We start from the raw sequence: 15,088 nt of genomic DNA on the forward strand, positions 1-15,088 counted from the left end.
AGGGATCCACGGCCGGCAGGCCCCGCCGCTGGAGGAGTCACCGCCGGCCGCCGGCCGCGGGCCCTCAGCGGTAGGCCCCGGAGAGCAGGTGCCCGGCGCCGGGGGCGACGGCGGGCAGGCCGAGCGCGCGCAGCAGCTGGTGGGTGGTGCAGATCGCGGCCGAGACCACCGGCTTGCCGAGCTGCTGCTCGGCCTCCTCGACGGCCGACAGCGAGGGCAACTGCACGCAGGCGGAGAGCACCACGGCGTCGGCGCCCGAGTAGGAGAGCGCCTTGGCGATCGCGGGCAGCCGGGCCGGGTCGTGGGCGGCCACGTCCAGGTTGTCGGCGATCTCCAGGGCGGCGTGGTCGAGCACCTCGATGCCCTCCTGTCCGAGGTAGTCGACCACCGTCCGGGCCAGCGGGCGCAGGTACGGGGTGACCATCGCGACCCGCTGCGCACCGAGCGTGTGCAGCCCGGCGACCAGGGCCCCGGCACTGGTGACCACCGGTGCGGGGGCGCCGTTCTCCACGGTGCGCCGGTGCAGCCGCTGCTCCGCCTCGCGGTGGTAGCCGGGGCCGGTGGCCATCACCGCGACCAGGCAGGCGTAGCCGATCACGTCGACCCGGGCGTCCGAGAGCTCGGCCGCGCAGCGGTCGGACTCGCCGTCCATGGCGCGCAGTTGCTCGGGGGTGACCCTGGTCATCCGCATCCGGCTGGAGTGGAAGGTGAACCGTTCCGGGGCGATCGCCTCGCGGGCCCGCAGCAGGGCGGGGACCTCGGTCTCCATGGTGACGTTGGAGCTGGGGACGATCTGGCCGATCCGGTAGGTGGTCATCTGTCTCGGACTCCTCTCAGCGGGCGTCGATCACGGGGTTGGCGAGCGTGCCGATCAGCTCGATGGTGGCCTCGACCAGGTCGCCGGGCTGGAGGAACTGCGGCGGGACCATGCCGGCGCCGACCCCGGAGGGGGAGCCGGTGGCGATGACGTCGCCGGGTTCCAGGGTCATGCCGGCGGAGATGTCGGCGATCAGCCGGGCGACTCCGAACAGCATGTGGCGGGTGTTGGAGTCCTGGCGCAGTTCGCCGTTGACCCGCAGCGAGAGGTCGAGCCGCTGCGGGTCGGGGATCTCGTCGGCGGTGACCACGACCGGGCCGAACGGTGCGTAGCTGTCCTGGCCCTTGGAGAAGAACCACTGCCCCGACCGGCGCTGGTCGCGGGCGCTGATGTCGTTGACGATGCTGTAGCCGAACACGTGCCGCAGGGCGTCCGCCTCGCTCACCCGGAAGGCGGGTTCGCCGATCACCACCGCGAGTTCGCACTCCCAGTCGAGCTGCTTGGTGAGGTCGGCGTTGTGCCGGATCGGCTGGCCGGGGCCGGTGACGGCGGTCGCGGGCTTGCCGAACAGCACCGGACGGTCCGGGAGTTCACGGGCGGTGTCCAGGCTGAGGTGCGATTCGGCCACGTGTTCCACGTAGTTGAGGCCGACGCCGACGATCTTGCCGGGGCGCAGCGGGGCGCACAGCGAGACCTCGGCGAGCGGCCGGGTGTCGGCGTCCCGGGCGCCGTCGAGCAGCTCCCGGACGGCGGCCAGCGCCGGTGCGCCGGCCCTGATCAACTCCAGCAGGCCGGAGGGGAGTCCGACCCCGGCGGCGGTGGCGAGGGCGGTCAGGTCGGCGACCCGGTCGGTGCCGGTCCGGGCGCCGAGGCGGGGGGTGCGGTCGCCGTCGGCGCAGTAGGTCAGCAGCTGCATCTCGGTGAACTCCTGTTACGGGGTGGTGGGCTGGTGTCCGTCGCGGTCCGGGTGGGCCTCCTCGCGGTAGAGGCCGAGCGAGTGCATCACCGGGAAGTCGTTGAAGGAGAACAGGCAGGCGTCCTCGCCCTGGTCGAGGTTCGCGTGTTCGTGCCAGGCCCAGGACGGGACGACGAAGACGTCGCCCTGCTGCCACTCGAAGCGCCGCCCGGCGATCACCGAGGCGCCGCGGCCCTTGGCGGCGGTGTAGACCACGGAGCCGGTGTGCCGGTGGGCGCGGGTGGCCTGGCCGGGGCGGAGCAGTTGGAGGTGGGCGGCCATGGTGGGCATCACCGGGCCGCCGGTGACCGGGTTGGTGTACTCCATGATGACGCCGTCGTACGGGGAGCCCTCGGTGGCGCGGGCGAGTCGGCGCAGTGCGTCGTAGCTGGGCTCCCAGGGCCAGCCGAGCAGCGGCGAGTACGGACGGGTCCACTTCTCGACGCCGTACGGCAGCAGGTTGCCGCCGTAGCTGAGCAGCGAGGAGTTCGGCACCGGGCCCGGGCGCTGGTGGAGGTCGGGGTGGACCTCGTAGAAGTTGGCGTCGAGGGTGTTGACCAGCGGGATGTCCAGGCCGTCCTGCCAGATCACCGCCTCGTCGTCGGACTCGTTGCCGTGCTCGTGCCAGCTGCCGTTGGGGGTGATCGCGAAGTCGCGCGGGCCGACCCTGAGCTTCTGCCCGTCCACGACCGTCCAGGCGCCGGTGCCCTCGTGCACGAAGCGCAGGGCGGAGGCCTGGTGGCGGTGGGCGGTCATCGCCTCGCCGGGGCCCATGATCTGCAGGCCGGTGTACAACAGGCCGACGGCGGCGCTGAGTTCGCGTCGGCCGGGGTTGACCAGCATCACCACCCGGCGGCCCGCGTCGTCGGCCTTCACCAGCGGCAGGGCCTTGCGGACCAGCGGGCGCAGGTCGGCGTAGCGCCAGAGCACCGGGACGGACCTCGGCTGCGGGTACCAGGGCTCGATCTCGTTCGCCACCGTCCACAGGGCGCCGGCCTCGTGCTCGGCCAACTCCTTGTAGTAGGCCAGCAGTTCCGGGCTGTCGGAGACGCGCGCCCGGCCGATCCGGTCGTCGTCGTAGGCTTCCTGGCCGGTCATGTCTGCTCCTCGGTCACGTCTCGTCGTCGGACAGGGTCAGGGGCCGCAGTGGACGGTTGTCCACGTGCAGCCGGAAGACGTCGAAGCGGTTGTAGTGGCCGACGATGTCGTGCATCTGCTTGGGCTGGATGCACCGGCCGAGGTCGATCTCGGCGTAGACGATGCCCTCCTCGTCGACCAGCGGTTCGGTGACCGCCCGTCCGTCCGGGCCGAAGATCCCGGACAGGGCGCTGCGGGGGCGGGCGAGCTGCTTGCGGACCTGCTGGTCGTCGCCGGCGATCAGGTCCACCATCGCGGGCGAGATGGTGGAGCAGGAGACCACGGTGAAGAGCTTGCCCTCGAAGCAGTGGGCGGCGGCGCGCAGCGCGATCGCCTCCGCCATGTCGTAGTCCTCGGGGGCCACCGGCAGGGCGATGTAGGCGGCGGCGTGGACGAGTTGGCCCTGGGCCAGCAGGGTGAAGCGGGCCAGGGTGTTGGTGTTCTCGCCGCAGGCCAGCGCGCCGAGCGGGCCGACGGCCGTCCGGTGCACCCGCAGCGAGCTGCCGTCGCCCTGGGTCCAGGTCAGCTTCTCCGCCCAGGTCGGCACCAACTTGCGGTGCACGTCGAGCAGTTCACCGTCCGAGCCGATGATCAGCAGGGTGTTGTACAGCACGCCCAGGCTGTGCCGGCCGCGCTCGTTGACGCCGATCACCAGTACCACCCCGGCCTGCCGGGCGGCGGCCCGCAGGGTGTCGACGTACGGTCCGGGGACGTCCACGGCGGCGCGGTAGAGCCGTTCGTACCACGGCGAGCCCTGCACCGGGGTCATCGTCCAGTTCCAGTACGGGTAGCCGGGCACGAAGACCTCGGGGAAGACCACCAGTTCGGCGCCGTGCCCGGCGGCCTCCTGGATCAGGGCGACGGCCTTGTCCACGGTGGCGGCCGGGTCCAGGTAGACCGGGGCGGCCTGGACGGCGGCGGCGGTGAAACGGGGCAGGTCCATGCTTTCCTCTCACTCCTCGCGCGGAGCCGGTGGCCAGCGGCGGTGGACGGGCGGGGCGGGCTCGCGCAGCAGGTGCAGGCGCGGCGCGACCCTGTCGGCGCCCGGGCCGGGCGGTCTGCGGCGCCCGGCCAGCCAGGGCCCGGGCCAGGGGGCGCCCGGGCCGGTGTAGTCCTGTTCGGCCGCGGCGTGCAGGGTCCAGAGCGGGTCGTGCAGCTGGGCCCGGCCGATCGCGACCAGGTCGGCGCGGCCGGCCAGCAGGACGGAGTTGGCGTCGTCGTGGCCGGAGATCGCGCCGACCGCGACGGTCGGCAACCCGGTCGCGGCGCGCACCAGTTCGGCGAACGGCGTCTGGTAGCCGCGCCCGTACGGCGGCCGCTGGTGCGCCACCACCTCGCCGGTGGACACGTCCACCGCGTCCGCCCCGGCGGTGCCCAGCGCCCGGCAGATCGCCACCGCCTCCGCCTCGGTGGTGCCGCCGGGGGCCCAGTCGGCGGCCGAGATCCGGACCAGCAGCGGCCGCCCGGCGGGCCAGACGGCGCGCACGGCGGTCAGCACCTCGACGGGGAAGCGCAGCCGCCCGGTGAGTGGGCCGCCGTAGCCGTCGGTGCGGTGGTTGGTGAGCGGGGAGAGGAAGGAGGAGAGCAGGTGGCCGTGGCCGAACTGGAGCTCCAGCAGGTCGAATCCGGCCCGCGCGGCGCGCTCCGCCGAGGCGGCGAAGTCGGCGGCGACGGCGGCCAGCCGGGTGTGGTCGGGCTCCTCCGGGGTGGGGCTCCCGGCGTCCCAGGGCAGCGCGGAGGGGGCGAGCAGCGGCCAGCCCCCGGCGAGCGGGCGGCCGATGCCGTCCGGGCCGGGCGCGGCCGTCGCGCCCCGCCGCCCGGCATGGGTGAGCTGGAGGCCGACCGGGGTGTCGCTCACCGCCGCCAGGGCGCGGCGCAGTTCGGTCCAGGCGGCCTGCTGGCGGTCGTTCCACAGCCCGGGGCAATGGTCGGTGGCCCGGCCCTCGGGGCTGACCGCCGTCATCCCGGCGATCACCAGCCCGGCGCCGCCCAGTGCGTGGGCGGTCAGCTGGGCGCGGTCGAAGGCGCTGGGCAGCGTGTCGGGGGAGGTGAAGGTCGCCAGCGGGGGGACGACGATCCGGTTGCGCAGCTCCAGCGCGCCCAGCTTCAGCGGCCGGAACATCGGCGGCACCCCGGGCGGGCCGCCGGCGGCGGCGTCCACGGCGGCGGTGAACTCCGGGTCCCGGGCGCGCAGGTTGCCGTAGGTCACCCGGCGGCTGCGGGTGAGCAGGTTGAAGGCGAACTGGTCGACGCCCTGGCCGGTGCGGCGGCCGACGGTCTCGAACCACTCCAGGCTGGCCTGGGCGGCGCGCTGGGTGGACTCCACCACCGCCCGTCGCTCGGCCTCGTAACAGGCCAGGGCCTCGTCCAGGGTGGGCTGTTCGGCGAGCGAGGCGGCCAGGGCGAGGGCGTCCTCCAGGGCCAGCTTGGTGCCGGAGCCGATCGAGAAGTGCGCGGAGTGCGCGGCGTCGCCGAGCAGGACGAGGTTGCGGTGGCGCCAACGGGCGTTGCGCACCGTGGTGAAGCGGATCCAGCGGGAGGCGTTGGGGATCAGCCGGTGGCCGTCCAGGTGCCCGGCCAGCAGCTCCGCGCAGCGCCGCACGCTCGCCAGGTCGCTCTCGCCGCGCGCGAACTCCCGTGCGGCGAGGGCCTCGAAGCCCGCGCGGCGCCAGGCGTCCGCGGCGATCTCGACGATGAAGGTCGAGCGGGTGGCGCTGTAGGGGTAGGCGTGCACCTGGAGGGTGCCGAAGTCGAACTCCTCGACGACGAAGGTGAACGCCTCGAAGACCCGGTCGGTGGCGAGCCAGATGTAGCGGCAGCTCCGCTCATCCAGCTCGGTGCGGAAGGCCTCGGGGTGGGCGGCGCGGGTCGCCGAGTGGATGCCGTCGGCGGCCACCACCAGGTCGTGCTCGGCGAGCAGCCGCTCGACCGGCGGGGCGGGCGTGCGGTAGCGCACGTCCACCCGCAGTTCGGCGCAGCGCTGTTGCAGGACGGCGCGCAGCCGGTTGCGGTCCAGGGCGGCGAAGCCGTGGCCGCCGCTGGTGCGGACCTGGCCGGCGTAGCGGATGTCGATGTCGCTCCAGCGGGCGAACTCGGCGCTGATCGCGGCGAAGACCTTCGGGTCGGCCCGGGCGATGCCGTCCAGGGTCTCGTCGGAGAAGACCACGCCGAAGCCGAAGGCGTCCTCCCGGGCATCGCGCTCGAACACGGTGATCTCGCGCTCGGGCGCCAACTGCTTGGCCAGCGCGGCGAAGTAGAGCCCGCCGGGGCCGCCGCCGATGACGGCGATCCGGTCGGCGGTCCGGGTCGCGGGTCGTGCTCCGGCCGTCATGCCGGCACCTCCGCCTGCTGCGGCCCCGCCCCGGTCAGGGCCCGGCGGACGGGCTCGGGCCAGGGCTCGGTGCCCTCGGCCCGCGGCGCGGCGTGCACCACCGACATCCGACCGCTGGCCGCCAGGCCGTGCGGGCCGTGCACCTCGAAGGCGTAGTGCAGCGACGAGCCGCCGACCCGGACCACCCGCAGCTCGGTGCGGACGACGTCCCCGAACCAGAGCCGTTCCCGGTAGTCGGCCTCGAAGTGCACCCGGGGGATCCGCCCGAACAGCCCGTCCAGCCCGAGCCGGCGCAGCAGCTCCGCCTCGGCGGCCTCGGCCCAGCGCTGCACGGCGGAGAAGTGGTAGTGCCCGGCGGCGTCGGTGTCCACCCATTCGACCCGGCGCTCGACGGTGACGCTGGCGGGGGCCGGCCGCGGGCCCGGGGGGTCCTGTGGTTCCTGTGGTTCCGGGCGTTCTAGGAGTTCTGGGAGTGCCGGGAGTTCTGGGAGTGCCGACGGTTCCGGCGGCCGCACGGCGGCCCTGCGGCGGAGTTCGGCGCGGAGCAGCTTGCCGGTCGCGGTGCGCGGCAGCCCGGCGACGAACTCGACGGCCCGCGGGTACTTGTACGGCGCGATGGTGCGTTTGACGTGCTCCTGGAGCTCCTTGACGGTCTCCGGGCCGGCCGGGGCGCCCTCGCGGAGCACCACGTAGGCCTTGACCACGGTGCCGCGCCGCTCGTCCGGCGCGGCCACCACCGCGCAGTCGGCGACGGCCGGATGGGCGGCGAGCGCCTGCTCGACCTCGGGTCCGGCGATGTTGTAGCCGGCCGAGACGATCATGTCGTCGCTGCGGGCCTGGTACCAGAAGTAGCCGTCCCGGTCGCGCAGGTAGGTGTCGCCGGTGAGGTTCCAGCCGTTGCGGACGTAGTCGCGCTGGCGCTCGTCGTCCAGGTAGCGGCAGCCGGTCGGGCCCTTGACCGCGAGCAGCCCGGGGAGGCCGTCCGGCACCGGTTCGCCGTGCCGGTCGAGGATCGCGGCCCGGTAGCCGGGGACGGGCCGGCCGGTGGCTCCCGGGCGGATGGACTCGTCCGCGGCCGAGATGAACACGTGCAGCAGCTCGGTGGCCCCGATGCCGTCGATCAGCCGGCGGCCGGTGGCGGCGTGGAAGGCCTCCCAGACGGCGGCGGGCAGCGGCTCACCGGCCGACACGCAGCGCCGGACGCCCGCCAGCCGGTCGGTCAGCCCGGCGGCCAGGATCGCCCGGTAGGCGGTCGGCGCGGTGAACAGCACGCTCACGCCGTGCCGGGCGACCTGCTCGGCGAGCTGGTCGGGGGTGGCCTGCTCCAGCAGCAGGCTGGCGGCGCCGGCCCGCAGCGGGAAGACCAGCAGGCCGCCGAGGCCGAAGGTGAAGCCGAGCGGCGGGGTGCCGGTGAACAGGTCGTCGGGGGTGGGGCGGAGCAGGTGGCGGGAGAAGGTGTCGGCGTTGGCCAGCACGTCGCGGTGGAAGTGCAGGGTGGCCTTCGGGCGGCCGGTGGTGCCGGAGGTGAAGGCGATCAGCGCGACGTCGTCGGCGGCGGTCGGCACGGCGGTGAACCCGGGGCGCTGATCGGCGCAGCGGGCGGTGAGGTCCTCCGGGCCGGGGCCGCCGAAGGGCAGGACCCGCAGGCCGGGGGTGTCCGCCCGGTCGAGTTCCGCGAGGAAGCGGTGGTCGCACAGGGCGAGGGTGGGGCGGGCGATCCGGGCCAGCTCGGTCAGTTCGGCCGCGCGCAGCAGCGGCACGGTGGTGACCACCACGCCGCCGGCCTTGAGCACGCCGAGCCAGCAGGCTGCCAGCCAGGGCGTGTTGGGGCCGCGCAGCAGCACCCGGTTGCCGGTGGCCAGGCCCAGGTCCTCGGTGAGCAGCCGGGCGACCCGGTCGGCGTGGTCGCGCAGTTCGCCGTAGCTCCACCGGTCGGTGGGGGTGAGCAGGCAGCGGCGGTCCGGCCCGAGCCGGGCGATGGTGTCGTCGAGCAGTGCGGCCGCACAGTTCAGGCGGTCGGGGTAGGCCAACTCCGGTAGTTCGAAGAGGAGTTCAGGCCACTGGTCGAAGGGTGGGAGATGGTCGCGACAGAACGTGTCCAGGTGCGCTGAGGGGGAGAGCTCCATGGGCGGGCACCTCATCAGGCGGGCGGGAGTGAAGCCAGTATGGCGCTCTCGTGACGCCAGTCAAGGGAGCGATACATGCATTCGGGCTACCGGGGCGAGGGGTGTGGAAGAGGTGCCGGGGCAACGGGTACGCCCCGCGGGCCGGTGCGGCCTGCGGGGCGTACGGGAATCGGGCGCGGGGGTCGTGCAGTGGCCGTGCGGTGACCGTGCGGGGGCCTGCGGGCGGCGCCGCGGGCGGTGCGCGGGGGAGGGGTCAGGCCGCGGCGGAGGGGAGGACGGCGTCCGGGGTGCGGCCCTCCTGGGCCTGCTGGGCGCGCTCGGTGAGCAGCCGGGCGAACAGGGCCAGGGCGGGCGCGGTGACCGCCGCACCGGGCCCGTCGTCCCGTACGGACAGCAGCGTCGGCCCGACCCGGACCAGCGCCTCCGCCGAGCCGGTCCCCCGGGTGCGGGCGGCGCTCCGGTCGCCGATCGGGGGGACGCCCGCGGTGGCCGTGCCGCCCTCCCCGTCGAGGAGGCGCAGTCTCCCGTCGAAGGCCCGGTCGGCGGCCTGGGCGGAGTCGAAGGTGAGCACGGTGAACTGGGCGCTCTGGAGCGGCGGGGCACGGAACGTCACGGTGGCGTAGGCGAGTTGCTGATCGCAGGCGTCCGGCAGCGGGCAGGGTGCCCCGGCCGCGCCGCCGGCCCCCGACCGCGGTGCCTCCGCCACCTGCCAGCCGGTGGGCATCGCCGCCGCGTCGGGCAGGACGCCCTGCACCTGCGCGGGATCCCGGATGGTGCGGGCGGCATGGGCGAAGTCGGGCCCGGTGGGGTGCAGCAGCGGCCGGGAGCCGAGGTTGATCCCGAGGGCGACCAGAGCGGCGATCAGCACCAGGGCCAGGGCGACGAGGAGGGCCGTGGTGCTGTGGCGGGCGCCCACCGCCGGGCCGCCGCCCGCCGCCGGGTCGACCCGCAGCTGCACGGTGCTCGGGCCGGACGGTGCGTCCTGGCCCACCCGGAGCTGCACGGTCGCCGGGCTCGCCGCCGGCTCCGCCCGGAGCTGGACGGTCGCGGGGTCGGCCTCCGGGTCGGTCCGCAGCTGGACGGTGGTCGGGTCGGCCTCCGAGGCCGCCCGCAACTGGGCGGTGGCGGGGCCGGGTTGCGGTCCGGTCCGCAGGTGCACGGTGGCCGGTGCGCCCGACCCGCCGAACGCGGTGGTGGCCAGGTAGTCCGCGAACCCCGGGTCGGTGGCCAGCAGTTGGCCGACGGCCGCGGTCAGCGCGGTGTGCGCGCGGGGATCGCCCGGGCCGGCCTCGACCGCGGCGACGGCCCGCGCCCCCTCCGGCATCAGCCGCAGCCGGGCCCGCACCACCTCGGCCACCGCCTGCCGGGGGCCGCCCCGCACGCCCTGGGCCAGCCGTACCAGCGCCGCCACCACGTCCGGTACCAGCCCGTCGCCGTCCCCCATCGCAACTCCCCCCGCCGCATGAGCCGTTGCCCCAAGGGTCCCGGACCGGCCGCCCCGGCACAGCCCCGCCGGACTGAACGGAGACTGAACTGCAACAGCGCCCGGACGCGGCGGAGCCCGGCGGCCCCCCGCGTCCCACCGGTCCCGCGCGTCCGGCCGGTCCGTCGGCCCGCATGCGGGCGCGTCCGCCAGGAGCGCGTCGGACGCCGCCCCGCCGTGGCTGCGGCCGGGTCAGCGGAGGTCGAAGACCAGGCGGGCCGAGACCTTGCCGCTCAGCACCTCGTCGAAGCAGGCGTTCACATCGTCCAGCTGCCGGGTCTCACGGATCACCCGGGTGCGTCCGAGGGCGTGCAGCCGGAACACCTCGGCGAGGTCCTCCCGGGTGCCGACGATCGATCCGATCACCTTGGTGCCGTTCAACACGGTCTCGAAGACCGGGAGTTCCAGCTTTCCGCCGGCCGGGAGGGCGACCAGCACCAGCGTCCCGCCGCGGCGCAGCGCGCCGTAGGCGGCCTGGAAGGAGGCGTTGCTGACGGCGAGCGCGACGGCCGCGTGGGCGCCGCCGAGGGCCTGCACCTCGGCCGCGACGTCCTGGGTGCGGGCGTCCAGGACGTGGTCGGCGCCGAGGTCCCGGGCGAGGGCGAGCTTGTCGTCGGTGACGTCGACGGCGATGGTCTCGGCGCCGGAGATCCGGGCGTACTGGAGGGCGAGGTGGCCGAGCCCGCCGATGCCGGAGACCAGCACCCGGGTCCCGGGGCGGGCACCGGAGACCTTGAGCGCCTTGTAGGTGGTGACGCCCGCGCAGGACAGCGGGGCGGCGTCCAGCGGGTCGATGCCGTCGGGGACGGGGACGACGTAGTCGCCGTGCGCGAGCGCGTACTCGGCGTAGGCGCCGTCCACCGAGTACCCGCTGTTGTGCTGCTGGAGGCAGAGCGTCTCCCACCCGGTGACGCACTGGTCGCAGCGACCGCAGGCGTCGGCCAGCCAGGCGATGGCGACCCGCTCGCCGACCCGGACGTGCCGGACCTCCGCGCCGACCGCCTCGACGATGCCCACGCCCTCGTGGCCGGGGACGAACGGCGGGCTCGGCTTGACCGGCCAGTCGCCGTGCGCGGCGTGGATGTCGGTGTGGCAGAGGCCGGAGGCCTCGAGCCGGACCCGTACCTGGTGCGCGGCCGGTTGCGGTACCGGACGGTCCTCGATGACCAGCGGTGCGGTGAAGTCGTGGACGACGGCGGCCTTCATGCGCTTCTCCCTCGGGCGGACGGACGGGTGCTGCCGGCGGCGGCGCGGTGGGCGCAACCGCCAGCAGCTTCACCCGAAGGAGTGATCCCCGCAGCTCGGACTGCTCCGATCGAGTGGACCCCCGCCCGCCTGCCTGTCTGCCCTGCCGGTTCGCCCGACCGGGCCGTCCGACCGGGCGGCCCGCCCCGTTCGTCGGGCTGCCGATCCGTCCGTCCGTGCCCCGTCCGTCGCCGGGGTCAGCGCACGGGCGCCGACATGTAGACCGCGCGCCGCCCGTAGCACTCCGGCACGGCCACCTCCCGGTGCGCCCGGTAGCCGAGCAGCCGCAGCAGGATGTCCGCCCCGCGCACCGCGACCATCGAGATCCGCCCGTAGCCCAGCTCCTCGGCCCGCGCCCGGAAGTGCCGCATGAACTCCAGGGCGACCTCCCGCCCGCGCAGTTCCTCGGCGATCACCAGGTCGTGCACGTGGAGGTTGTCGGAGGCGTACGCCGTGTCCTCCGGCCGGCTGAGGTCCGGGCAGCGCAGCGGCGGGTACGGCAGGCTCAGCAGGTAGCCGCGGACGACGCCCTGCTGCTCCAGCACGAAGCAGGTGCCCGGTGAGCTGCGCGCCCGGGACTGCAACGCCTCCCGACCCTCCGACAGGCCGTCGGCCGCGTACGCGTCGTGTTCCAGCGCGACCACGGCGTCCCAGTCGCCGTCGGCCAGCAGGCGGATCCGGAGGTCCTCGCTCACCGGGTCGGCTCCTCCGCCCCGTCGGCCGCTCCGGCCGGGGCGGCGGCCAGTCCCTCCGCGCGCGCGGCCGCCACCAGGGACCCCCAGGACTCCACCAGCACCGCCCAGAGTTCGGCGTCCCGCTGTGCCTCGTCCAGCAGTTGCCGGCGCTGCCCGGCCACCACGTCCGCGAGCTCGGCGTACTTGCCGCCCAGCTTGCGGTAGGAGCTGTCCAGGACGTCGAGGCAGTGCTCGTTGCCGGCCCGGTCCCAGTCGACGCTGCCCCGGATCAGGCCGAGGATCGGCTCGACCCTCAACCCGTGCCGCTCGTCGAGCAGTTCGCGGTTGAGGTCGATCATCCCGCCGTAGACCGGGTACAGGTACAGCATCGACAGCAGGAACTTGACGAAGCGCAGCTGGTAGGCGATGAAGCCGGCCCCGGTGCGGCGCTCGGGCGTGTAGTAGTTCACGATGTGGCGGTTGTGGACGACACCGGGCAGCCGGGAGTGGACCATGGCGTGCAGCAGGGCGTAGTCGCTGCCGATGGTCTCGGTCGCGGGGAGCAGCGGCAGCACCTCGTAGGCCCGGTGGTCCAGGGCGATGTTGCACATGTAGACGTCCCAGATGTCGGGCACGCCGAGGACGGACTCGTCGGTCTCGAACGGCTCGGAGCCGGCGCCCTTGAACGAGACGTCGACCATCGCGTCGCGGTCCTCCTCCGGCCACACCGGCGGGGTCCACAGGCGGACCACGTCGCGGTAGACGGCCGGGTCCAGCTCGTGGATCTCGCTGATGTCCACGTTGAGTTCGCCGATGAAGGAGCCGCTGACCAGCATCACCGGCTTGTCCGCGTCGGCCGGGTCGAGCTCCGAGCGGGACACGCCGGCCGCGGCCTCGCCGGCCGGGCGGCCGATCGAGAGCAGCTCGTGGTGGATCGGGAAGACCTTGCGGCCGTCGACGACCTGGAAGTCGGCGTCGTCGTTGCGCAGGTGCGCCGAGGTGCAGCCGAGCGCGGCCGCGCCCAGGAAGAGCCGGTTGACGCAGGAGCCGTAGGCGACCGCCTGCGGGAGCATCAGGTCGAGCAGCAGCGCGGGGTCGGCGGCGCCGGAGCGCTCGGCCACCCCGCGCAGGAACTCCCGCTGCCGCGCCTCGCCCAGGTGGTGGACCACCACGCCGGGGGTGGGCGCCAGCGCGGCGACGGCGCGCGCGTTCTCCGCGAAGGTGGCGGCGTCGGTGGTGTCGAGGACGAGGAGGTGCACCTCGGTCCCGAAGGTCTCGACGGCGTAGGCCGCCTCCTCGTGGAGCTCCGCGATGGTCTCGGGGCAGGAACGCATGGTGGGCAGGGCGAGGCAGACTCTCTGCATGGCGCTGGTTCTCCGTCGGTTCGTCAGAGTCGTTGCGGCAAGGCCGAAATGAGGGCTACGAGCGCACCACCGTGGACTAGACCACTTTCCAAGTCAACGATTGACAGGGCAGCCGCGGCGAGGTGGAATGCGCCCCCGCCCGCCGGTCTCCGGGCCCTCCGGGCTTTCCCCGGGCCCGTTTCCGGGCAGGACGGAGTACGGAGCCGACGGCGCGCGCTGCGGGCCCCTGGCCCGCACGCCAGGTCGAACTCCCCTCGTTGATCCGAACGGCCGTACGGCCCCGGGTGGTTCAACGCCACCGATCCCGTCATCGATCCCGCCGCCGGGGTCAATCCCCGACGCGTACCTGCCGATACCGGCAAAGACGTCACTACGCCGTTCGGAGGAGCCAGCATGCCCGAACCGTGGCTGCCCGGTGCCGAGATCCACGACCTCGGCGACCACGCACCGACCGACCACCAGTACCCGCCGAAGGCCATCGCCCACATCACCTGGGACCGCAACGCCACCGCCGCCGCACCGCAGGACTGGTGCTCCTACGAGGACCTGGTCGGGTACTTCACCGGCGCGGGCGCCGGCGACGCCCCCCACCTGGTCTGGGACCCGTTCACCGGACGCACGACGCAGCTGTTCCCTGCCGACTCCCGCTCCAAGAGCCTGCTCAGCCCCGCCCAGAGCCCGACCCGCACCAACCGGGCCGGGCAGGTGGTGATCCAGATCGAGGCGGTGTTCTTCCCGTACTGCCGCCACCAGGGCACGGTCTACCCCCGGCTGGTCGACACCCCGTGCGCGGGCTGGGACCGGATCCACGCCTGGATCTCCTCCTGGGGGGTGCCCGACGTCTGGCCGATGGGACGGCCGACCGACTTCTCCGAGCACCGCGACGAGCACGTGTGGGAGACCCGGCCCGGCTGGTACGCGCACGCGCACGTGCCGTACAACGACCACGTCGACCCCGGTTCCTGGCCGGACTTCGGCGCCGGCCCCGGCCCCGGAGCCCCCTCCGACCCGCCCCCGCACCGGCAGCCGGTCCCGCCGGCCTCCACCCCCGCCCGGTACCAGGTCACCATCAACGGCCTGGCCTACGGCTACGGCGCCCACGGCTACCAGGTCACCGTGGTCGGCCGGGCGCTGGTCGCTGCCGGCCACGGCAGCCACTACCAGTCGGGGCCCGGCCCGGACTGGACGGACGCGGACACCGAGAACTACGCCGGCTACCAGGTCTCCCTGGGCTACTCCGGCCAGGCGGCGGACGGCGTCCCGGGCGAGGCCTCGCTGAACCGGCTGCTGGGCTACCTGCCCGGTCCGCGCACGGTCTCGCTCGCCCACGCGATCGCGGCGGCGCGCACCGACCCCGGTGCCGCACAGGGGCACCGGACGTACGGGGCGGAGGTGGCGATCGTCGAACAGGCGCTGGCCGACGAGGGGTTGCTCGAACAGCGCTGGGTGGACGGTTCCTTCGGCTCCCTCACGGTCACGGCGTACGCGGGCTGGCAGCGCCGGTGCGGGTACACGGCCGGGGCCGCGGACGGGATCCCCGGGCGGGACTCGCTGCAACGGCTGGGCGCGGCCCAGGGCTTCGCCGTGACGGACTGAGCCCGGACCGGGAGCCGGGCCTGGAGCCGGGTCGGGATCAGGATCAGGATCGGGAGCCGGGCCGGGATCGGGGCCCCACGGAACGGGAGTACTCCCGGAGGAGTCCGCGGGCCGCGGCTGCTCCCCGGCGCGTACTCGCGGGGGAGTAGCCGAGGTTACTTCCCCTGTCAGATGCCGGAGAAGGGACGGACGGGAGAGTCTGGGCGCGTCCTCGTGACCCCGACTCGAAGGAGGTACCCGTGCGCCCGTCCACCGGATCCGTCGCGCCGCCCGGGCCGGCCCGGGGGGCGCGCCCCGCCCCCGCGGCCCCGCGGGGGGCCGGGGGGCGCCGGGGGGCGGGGGGGGGGGGGCGCGGGGCGC

11 protein-coding genes and 1 pseudogene are annotated in these 15,088 nt (G+C 74.6%); 1 reads left to right on the forward strand and 11 read right to left on the reverse strand.

Translation table 11 applies throughout. The features are described from left to right. Positions 1–64: 64 nt before the first annotated feature. From AB0O91_RS25910 to AB0O91_RS25960, 11 genes and pseudogenes are all read right to left on the reverse strand, one after another. Complete coding sequence (locus AB0O91_RS25910) at positions 65–817, reverse strand: Asp/Glu racemase (RefSeq protein ID WP_363437394.1); 753 nt, start codon at positions 815–817, stop codon at positions 65–67. A gap of 16 nt (positions 818–833) precedes the next feature. Continuing rightward, a complete protein-coding gene (locus AB0O91_RS25915) occupies positions 834–1,733 on the reverse strand; it encodes a fumarylacetoacetate hydrolase family protein (protein ID WP_363437397.1) in 900 nt (299 codons plus the stop codon). Between the two features lie 15 nt (positions 1,734–1,748). Continuing rightward, positions 1,749–2,870, reverse strand: a complete 1,122-nt coding sequence (locus AB0O91_RS25920) for a cupin domain-containing protein (RefSeq protein WP_363437399.1) — start codon at positions 2,868–2,870, stop codon at positions 1,749–1,751. A 13-nt stretch (positions 2,871–2,883) separates the two neighbouring features. Next, positions 2,884–3,852 carry a carbon-nitrogen hydrolase family protein gene (locus AB0O91_RS25925; RefSeq protein ID WP_363437402.1) on the reverse strand — a complete coding sequence of 323 codons (969 nt, stop codon included), beginning with the start codon at positions 3,850–3,852 and terminating at the stop codon, positions 2,884–2,886. A gap of 9 nt (positions 3,853–3,861) precedes the next feature. Beyond that, the gene (locus AB0O91_RS25930) at positions 3,862–6,240 is read right to left on the reverse strand and encodes an FAD-dependent monooxygenase (RefSeq protein ID WP_363437405.1); all 2,379 of its coding nucleotides are present in this window, start codon (positions 6,238–6,240) and stop codon (positions 3,862–3,864) included. Further along, positions 6,237–6,755: a thioesterase family protein gene (locus tag AB0O91_RS25935; protein WP_363437431.1), complete on the reverse strand. Its 519-nt coding sequence runs from the start codon at positions 6,753–6,755 to the stop codon at positions 6,237–6,239. Before AB0O91_RS25935 ends, AB0O91_RS25930 begins: the two co-directional genes overlap by 4 nt. Before the next feature lie 12 nt (positions 6,756–6,767). After that, positions 6,768–8,366: pseudogene (locus tag AB0O91_RS25940) on the reverse strand (AMP-binding protein); the annotation flags it as partial. Positions 8,367–8,619: 253 nt separating this feature from the next. Then, positions 8,620–9,810: a hypothetical protein gene (locus AB0O91_RS25945; RefSeq protein ID WP_363437408.1), complete on the reverse strand. Its 1,191-nt coding sequence runs from the start codon at positions 9,808–9,810 to the stop codon at positions 8,620–8,622. A 231-nt stretch (positions 9,811–10,041) separates the two neighbouring features. Then, positions 10,042–11,055 carry an alcohol dehydrogenase AdhP gene (gene adhP / locus AB0O91_RS25950; RefSeq protein ID WP_363437410.1) on the reverse strand — a complete coding sequence of 338 codons (1,014 nt, stop codon included), beginning with the start codon at positions 11,053–11,055 and terminating at the stop codon, positions 10,042–10,044. A gap of 236 nt (positions 11,056–11,291) precedes the next feature. Next, the gene (locus AB0O91_RS25955; protein WP_363437412.1) at positions 11,292–11,789 is read right to left on the reverse strand and encodes a GNAT family N-acetyltransferase; all 498 of its coding nucleotides are present in this window, start codon (positions 11,787–11,789) and stop codon (positions 11,292–11,294) included. After that, entirely contained in the window at positions 11,786–13,132 is a 1,347-nt protein-coding gene (locus AB0O91_RS25960; protein WP_363437415.1) for a DUF6271 family protein, read from the reverse strand. The genes AB0O91_RS25955 and AB0O91_RS25960 overlap by 4 nt, the downstream gene beginning before the upstream one ends. A gap of 393 nt (positions 13,133–13,525) precedes the next feature. On the opposite strand from AB0O91_RS25960, the gene AB0O91_RS25965 reads away from it, so the two are divergent. Continuing rightward, complete coding sequence (locus tag AB0O91_RS25965; RefSeq protein ID WP_363437417.1) at positions 13,526–14,728, forward strand: peptidoglycan-binding protein; 1,203 nt, start codon at positions 13,526–13,528, stop codon at positions 14,726–14,728. Positions 14,729–15,088: the final 360 nt, after the last annotated feature.

Origin of the sequence: Kitasatospora sp. NPDC089797 (assembly GCF_040684795.1) — a bacterium.
Classification (GTDB): domain Bacteria; phylum Actinomycetota; class Actinomycetes; order Streptomycetales; family Streptomycetaceae; genus Kitasatospora.

Bases quoted from the DNA above. Each gene is read 5' to 3' on its own strand.
- AB0O91_RS25945 (WP_363437408.1), bottom strand. From the start codon at position 9,810: ATGGGGGACGGCGACGGGCTGGTACCGGACGTGGTGGCGGCGCTGGTA.
- AB0O91_RS25920 (WP_363437399.1), bottom strand. From the start codon at position 2,870: ATGACCGGCCAGGAAGCCTACGACGACGACCGGATCGGCCGGGCGCGC.
- AB0O91_RS25925 (WP_363437402.1), bottom strand. From the start codon at position 3,852: ATGGACCTGCCCCGTTTCACCGCCGCCGCCGTCCAGGCCGCCCCGGTC.
- AB0O91_RS25960 (WP_363437415.1), bottom strand. From the start codon at position 13,132: ATGCAGAGAGTCTGCCTCGCCCTGCCCACCATGCGTTCCTGCCCCGAG.
- adhP (WP_363437410.1), bottom strand. From the start codon at position 11,055: ATGAAGGCCGCCGTCGTCCACGACTTCACCGCACCGCTGGTCATCGAG.
- AB0O91_RS25930 (WP_363437405.1), bottom strand. From the start codon at position 6,240: ATGACGGCCGGAGCACGACCCGCGACCCGGACCGCCGACCGGATCGCC.
- AB0O91_RS25910 (WP_363437394.1), bottom strand. From the start codon at position 817: ATGACCACCTACCGGATCGGCCAGATCGTCCCCAGCTCCAACGTCACC.
- AB0O91_RS25965 (WP_363437417.1), top strand. From the start codon at position 13,526: ATGCCCGAACCGTGGCTGCCCGGTGCCGAGATCCACGACCTCGGCGAC.
- AB0O91_RS25915 (WP_363437397.1), bottom strand. From the start codon at position 1,733: ATGCAGCTGCTGACCTACTGCGCCGACGGCGACCGCACCCCCCGCCTC.